The sequence below is a fragment of the Geodermatophilus chilensis genome (genome assembly GCF_002802985.1).
In the GTDB taxonomy this organism is placed as follows: Bacteria; Actinomycetota; Actinomycetes; order Mycobacteriales; family Geodermatophilaceae; genus Geodermatophilus; species Geodermatophilus chilensis.
Window position 1 is genome coordinate 1 of record NZ_NVPT01000238.1, and the last position, 5,782, is coordinate 5,782.

A 5,782-nucleotide genomic window follows, 5' to 3' on the forward strand; every position below is an offset into this window, starting at 1 on the left:
AGATGTGTGTAGGGGACAGGGGCGGGCCGGCCGGCTTCGCCACCGTCCGGTTGGGGGAGGAGGCCCGGCTGCGGGGCTTCGAGCGGGTGACCGACGTGCGGCGCCGCACGTACCCGGACGAGACGGCGGTGACCGCGTGGGTCCTCGCGCCCGCCGGCGTGCCGCAGCGTCCGGGACGCACCCGCCGCTGAGCCTCCTGAGCGCCCGGATCAGGCGCTGCCGGCCGGCCGCGCCAGGCAGGTCAGCCGGGCGCTCGCGGTCAGCTGTCCCCGGTCGTCGCACACCTCGATGACGAAGGTCGACAGCGGCGACTCCCCGGCGCCCACGGGGGTGCACACCGCGGTGACCCAGCCCCGGGTGGCCGCGCGGACGTAGCTGGCGTTCAGCTCGACGCCCACGACGACGCCACCCGGTCCGGCCCGCAGCGCTGCGGCGTACGAGCCCACCGTCTCCACCAGGCTGCAGGTCGCCCCACCGTGCAGCAGGCCGTAGGGCTGGGTGTTCCCCGCCACGGGCATCCGGGCGACGACGCGCTGCGGGTCCCAGTCGGTGATCTCGATGCCGAGCTTCTCGTCCAGGGCGCTGGTCAGGTCGGACGGGAACCAGGTGGGTGGCGCGGCGGTCACACCCAGACCCTAGGTCGGGCACCTCGGGTACCTCCGTCGTGCCTGGTGCGATCGCTGTCCGACAGCCGTACGACGGCGTCGCCGATCTGCGCGCCTCCACCCCGGTCGAGCCGGGGGAGCTGACCGTCCCGCTCACCTGCGCGGGATCCGGGGACCGCCCGGTCGACCGGTCAGCGTCCGACGACGGGCTCGGCCCCGGCGACCGCGCGCAGCCGGTCGAGCAGGGCGTCGAGCGTGCTCCGCTCCTCGTCGTCGAAGCCGGCGAACACCGAGCGCAGGTTGGCCGCGTGGACCGGTGCCGCCTCGTCGAGCTTCGCCCGTCCGGTGTCGGTCAGGCTGGCGTAGGCGACCCGCCGGTCGGTGGGGCACGGCACCCGCTCGACGTACCCGACCGCCTCCATGCGGTCGACCAGCCGGGTCACGCCACCGGTCGTGAGGCTGACCTGCTCGGCGAGGCTGCCCATCGTGAGGCGGCCCGCCTCGGACCGCCCCAGCCGCACCAGTACCTCGAACCACGCGTGCGGGAGGTCGCACCTGGCCTCGAGCTCGGCGCCGAGCCGACGTTCGAGCCTGCTCTGGACCTCCAGCAGCCTGCCGAAGGTCGAGATGAGGGCGTCGTCGCGCCGGGAGAGCGGAGGCATGCGGACAATCTACCGCGTCAGTAGTTGACGCCTTAAGCATCGGCGCCTACCGTCCTCTTCGGGCTCAGCATCTGAGTCGTCAGCCATTTCAGGAGGACACCATGCGCATCGCGATCATCGGAGTGGGCAACGTCGGCGGCGGTCTGGCGCGTGCGGCCGTGGCCGCGGGCCACGACGTCGTGCTCAGCGCCGCCCACCCGGACAAGGCGCGTGCCACGGCCGAGGCGACCGGCGCCCGCGCGGCCGAGAGCAACACCGCCGCCGTCGACGGCGCACAGGTCGTCGTCCTCGCCGTCCCCGGCGTCGACGCGCCCGCCGTGGCGGCAGAGCTGGCCCCGGCCCTGGCCGGTGCCGTCGTCGTGGACGCCACCAACCCGCTGGACGAGACCTACAGCGACCTGGCCATCACCGGGACCTCCGGCGCGGAGGCCGTGCAGCAGGCGGTCGGCGCCGTGCCCGTCGTCAAGGCGTTCAACACCGTCTTCGCCAGCCGGTACGCCGCCCCCACCGAGAACGGTGAGCCGCTGCAGGTGCTCATCGCCGCGGACGATGCCGACGCCAGGGCCCGCGTCGCCGAGCTGGCCACCTCGCTGGGCTTCGCCCCGATCGACGCCGGCGGCCTGCGGCTGGCCCGCTCGCTGGAGGAGATCGCCTTCCTCAACATCACCCTCAACGCGACGAAGGGCTGGGCCTGGCAGAGCGCCTTCCAGCTGGTCGGTCCGACCGCCTGAACCCTCGATCCGAGCAGGAGTCCCCTCATGACCATCGCCGCCGTCCGGCTCAACCACGCCGTCCTCTTCGTCAGCGACCTCGAGCGATCGCTGCGGTTCTGGGCCGGCGCCTTCGGCATGGAGGTGGTCGCGCGTGAGCTGCGGGCGAACGCCGCCTTCCTCCGGCTGCCCCGCTCCGGCAACCACCACGACCTCGGGTTGTTCGGCATCGGTGCCGGTGCCCCGCCGCGGGCCCGCGGCACCGTGGGTCTGTACCACCTGGCCTGGCAGGTCGACACCATCGACGAGCTGGAGGAGGCACGCCGGACGCTGGCCGAGCTCGGCGCCTTCACCGGGGAGTCCAGCCACGGCGCCACCAAGAGCGTCTACGGCATCGATCCCGACGACAACGAGTTCGAGGTCATGTGGATGCTGCCGCGCGAGGCCTGGGGCGAGTACGAGAACGCCGCGCCGGTCGACCGGTTGGACATGGCGGCCGAGGTGCAGCGGTGGTCCGGGGTCGGGACCGCCGGCCGCCTGCTGCCCGGATCGGTGGAGGCCGGGGCGTGACCGCCACCTGGGCCGCACCGGTGGTGGCGACGGCCGGCAGTGCCGACCCGGCCGCGCCGCTCGTCGTCCTCCTGCACGGCCGCGGGTCGCACGAGCGGGAGATCATCGCGCTCGCCGAGCACCTGCCCGCCGGTCCGGCCTACGCCGCCGTGCGCGCGCCGATCGCCGAGGGCGGCGGCTACGCCTGGTTCGCCAACCGGGGCATCGGGCGGCCGGTCGCCGAGTCGCTGCGCTCGACCATGGACTGGTTCCGGCAGTGGCTCGACCAGGTCGCCCCTGCCGGTCGCCCGGTCGTGTTGATCGGGTTCAGCGGGGGAGCGGCGTTCGCCGGGGGGCTGGTGCTCGACGACCCCGACCGGTACGCCGGCGCGGCCATCCTGTACGGCACGCTGCCCTTCGACGCCGGCGTCCCGGCCACCCCCGCCCGGCTGGCCGGCGTCCCCGTCGTGGTCGCGCAGGGCGAGCACGACACCGTCATCCCGCGGGAGCTGCTCGACCGCACCTGGGCCTACCTGCTCGGCGAGTCGGCTGCGCCGACGGTCGCCCGTCGCGACCCGGTGGGCCACGGGATCTCCGTCGAGGCCCTCGCCACGCTGGCCGGCTGGCTGCAGGAGCGCCTGGCGTTCCTCGCCCACCGGGGCCGGCCGCAGCCGGGCCCCGGCACGTGGGCCGCCCTGCCCGGAGGGGAGCTGCCGGCCCGGGCCGGTGCGCGGCCGGCGGTGAGCTCCGGCATCCCGCAGGAGCAGCGCAGCGACACCGCGCCCGTGGAGCTGCAGGAGGCGGTGTTCGCCCGGATCGCGGCGCTGCCCGGTGTGCGCACCCGCCAGTCGGCGATCTCGGTGCCCGGCGCGCGCGGGTTCCAGCTGGCCCCGCCGCGGCTGGGTCCGGTGGACGCGTTCATCGTCCCGTCCGCCGGGGAGTTCGCCCACGTCCACCCCGGCCACGACGGCTCGCTGCACGTGGCGCTGCCGATGGCCCTCGCGGCCGACGTGGTCGCGAAGGGCTGGGGCGTGGCGCACCCGCTCGCCGGTGTCCGGCTCACCCCGGGCATGGTCATGCTGTTCGGTCCGCGCGACGCCGCCGAGCTGGAGACCGTCGTCGGCGTCGTCACCACGAGCCACGCGTGGGCTGCGGGACGGCTCGCGTGATCGACGGCGCGCTGGTGCAGTGGCTGGCGGACGAGCTGGCCGCCGCCGCCGCGCAGGCCCGGCCCGTGGCCCCCCTCACCGCCCGCGCTCCGGGCCTCGACCTGACCGGCGCCTACGCGGTGCAGCGTGCGCTGGTCCGCCGCTGGACCGACGCCGGGGACCGGGTGGTCGGGCACAAGGTGGGGCTCACGTCGGCGGCGATGCAGCAGCAGCTCGGCGTCGACCAGCCCGACTCCGGGGTCCTGCTGGACCGCATGGTCCGCACCGACGGGGCGATCCTCGACGCGGGCCGCCTCATCGCGCCGCGGGTGGAGGCCGAGCTGGCCCTCGTGCTCGGCGCGGACGTCCCGGCCGGGGCCACCCGGGACCAGGCGGCCGCGGCGATCGCCTCCGTGGCGGTCGCCGTGGAGGTCATCGACAGCCGGATCGCCGACTGGCGCATCGCCGTCGAGGACACCGTGGCCGACAACGCTTCCTCCGCCTACGCCGTCGTCGGCTGGCCCGTCCCGGTCGAGGACGTCGGGGACCTGCGGACGGTCGGGCTGGTGCTGCACCGCAACGGGGACGTCGCCGCCACCGGCGCGGGCGCGGCGGTGCTCGGCGACCCGGTGCTCGCGCTCACCTGGCTGGCCCGGCGGCTCGCCGAGCCGGGGAAGCGGCTGCAGGCCGGGCAGGTCGTGCTGCCCGGTGCCGTGCACGCGGCCGTGCCCCTCGCCGCAGGCGACGTGGTGACCGCGACCGGCTCCGGTCTCGGCTCGGTGTCGCTCCGGATGGCGGCGGCATGACGACACCCGCCTCGGCGGCGCGGTCGTTGCGGGAGGCGCGACTCGCCCGCATCCCGCGCCGGCCGTTCACCGACACCGACCCCGCGCTCGACGAGGCGTGGGGCTACCGGGTCCAGGACCTCGACCGGGCCGGGCGCCTGGCCGCGGGGGAGCGCCTGGTCGGCGCCAAGCTCGGCCTCACCAGCCGGGCCAAGCAGCGCACCATGGGCGTGGCGCAGCCGATCGTCGGCTTCCTCACCGACGCGATGCAGCTCGGCACCGGCGACGACGAGCGGGTGCTCGGCCGGACGGCGCAGCCCCGCGTCGAGCCCGAGATCGCCTTCCGGCTGGCCCGGGAGCTCGACCGCCCACTGACCCCCTGGACGGCCGAGCAGGCGGTCGACGCGGTCACCGTCGCCGTCGAGGTCATCGACTCCCGGTACGCCGCCTTCGGGTTCCGGCTGCCCGACGTCGTCGCCGACAACACGAGTGCCGCCGGTTTCCTCGTCGGCCGGTGGACCCACCCGCGGCGGGCGGGGGACCTCGCCACGGCCGGGTGCGTGCTGTCCGTCGACGGGGCGGTGGCGCACACGGCGACCGGGGCCGCCGTCCTCGGCCACCCCCTCCGCGCGCTCGTGCACCTCTCGGAGCACCTGGTCCGGCGCGGTGAGCGACTGCCGGCCGGCGCGGTCGTGCTGGCCGGCGCGCTCACCGACGCCGTCCCGGTACGACCCGGGGTGGTGCACCGCGCGGAGATCCGCGGACTGGGGGCGGTGGAGCTCGTCCCGGCGGACCGCTGACGCGACGCCGCCGCGACACCGGAAAACGCTTGAAGCGTCAAATAATTACCTGTACCGTGGGAAATACGTTAAGCGTCAAGTACCTGGAGGGCCTGATGTCCGGAACCCCGTCCGCGTCCCCGCTGCCGGCGCCCGGTGACACGATCGTGGACCGCGCCGCCGCCCGGCACGGTCGGGCGTTCGGTTCCCGGGCCGACGTGGCCACCGACGCACCCGCCCGCTACGCCAAGCAGCTGATCTCGCACCTGGGCCGCAGGGTGCCCTTCACCGACGACGCGGCCACCGCGTCCGCGACCGCGGTGATCGGCGGGGCCACCGCCGGGATCGCCGTCGGCGAGGGCGTGCTCACCCTGTGGGCCGGCGGTGACGACGAGGAGTCCGTCTCGCGGGTCGAGCACGTGCTCGGCAGCCACCTGGAGCGCTTCGCCCACCGCGAGCACCTCACCGTGCGGTGGATCCGCGACGGCGGCGCCCCGTCCCCCCTCCCGACCTCCCCCGCCCCTGTCCCTTATACACCTCTCCC

General features: G+C 75.5%; 9 protein-coding genes. 7 read left to right on the forward strand and 2 right to left on the reverse strand.

The window, feature by feature from the left end:
• Window positions 1-191, forward strand: a 191-nt coding sequence (locus CNO22_RS25070; RefSeq protein WP_157937114.1) for a Rossmann-fold NAD(P)-binding domain-containing protein, incomplete at its 5' end; no start/stop codon positions are given.
• Window positions 192-209: 18 nt separating this feature from the next.
• Here the strand turns inward: CNO22_RS25070 and CNO22_RS25075 are convergent.
• Together CNO22_RS25075 and CNO22_RS25080 are read right to left on the reverse strand one after the other, a co-directional pair.
• Window positions 210-626: a PaaI family thioesterase gene (locus tag CNO22_RS25075; protein WP_100501967.1), complete on the reverse strand. Its 417-nt coding sequence runs from the start codon at window positions 624-626 to the stop codon at window positions 210-212.
• Between the two features lie 170 nt (window positions 627-796).
• Window positions 797-1,267: a MarR family winged helix-turn-helix transcriptional regulator gene (locus tag CNO22_RS25080; protein ID WP_100501968.1), complete on the reverse strand. Its 471-nt coding sequence runs from the start codon at window positions 1,265-1,267 to the stop codon at window positions 797-799.
• 71 nt (window positions 1,268-1,338) lie between these two features.
• Between CNO22_RS25080 and CNO22_RS25085 the strand changes: the two genes are divergently transcribed.
• The 6 genes from CNO22_RS25085 to CNO22_RS25110 all read left to right on the forward strand — a co-directional run.
• On the forward strand, window positions 1,339-1,998 hold the full coding sequence (locus CNO22_RS25085) for an NADPH-dependent F420 reductase (RefSeq protein WP_408609713.1): 660 nt from the start codon (window positions 1,339-1,341) through the stop codon (window positions 1,996-1,998).
• A 27-nt stretch (window positions 1,999-2,025) separates the two neighbouring features.
• On the forward strand, window positions 2,026-2,547 hold the full coding sequence (locus tag CNO22_RS25090) for a VOC family protein (protein WP_100501970.1): 522 nt from the start codon (window positions 2,026-2,028) through the stop codon (window positions 2,545-2,547).
• Window positions 2,544-3,695, forward strand: a complete 1,152-nt coding sequence (locus CNO22_RS25095) for a luciferase domain-containing protein (protein WP_100501971.1) — start codon at window positions 2,544-2,546, stop codon at window positions 3,693-3,695. The genes CNO22_RS25090 and CNO22_RS25095 overlap by 4 nt, the downstream gene beginning before the upstream one ends.
• On the forward strand, window positions 3,692-4,480 hold the full coding sequence (locus CNO22_RS25100) for a 2-keto-4-pentenoate hydratase (protein WP_198588583.1): 789 nt from the start codon (window positions 3,692-3,694) through the stop codon (window positions 4,478-4,480). The genes CNO22_RS25095 and CNO22_RS25100 overlap by 4 nt, the downstream gene beginning before the upstream one ends.
• Window positions 4,477-5,259, forward strand: coding sequence for a 2-keto-4-pentenoate hydratase (locus tag CNO22_RS25105; RefSeq protein ID WP_100501972.1), 783 nt, complete (start codon window positions 4,477-4,479; stop codon window positions 5,257-5,259). The genes CNO22_RS25100 and CNO22_RS25105 overlap by 4 nt, the downstream gene beginning before the upstream one ends.
• 95 nt (window positions 5,260-5,354) lie before the next feature.
• On the forward strand, window positions 5,355-5,782 hold a 428-nt coding region (locus CNO22_RS25110; protein WP_100501973.1), incomplete at its 3' end, for a DUF2218 domain-containing protein.

Bases quoted from the DNA above. Each gene is read 5' to 3' on its own strand.
- CNO22_RS25080 (WP_100501968.1), bottom strand. From the start codon at position 1,267: ATGCCTCCGCTCTCCCGGCGCGACGACGCCCTCATCTCGACCTTCGGC.
- CNO22_RS25090 (WP_100501970.1), top strand. From the start codon at position 2,026: ATGACCATCGCCGCCGTCCGGCTCAACCACGCCGTCCTCTTCGTCAGC.
- CNO22_RS25105 (WP_100501972.1), top strand. From the start codon at position 4,477: ATGACGACACCCGCCTCGGCGGCGCGGTCGTTGCGGGAGGCGCGACTC.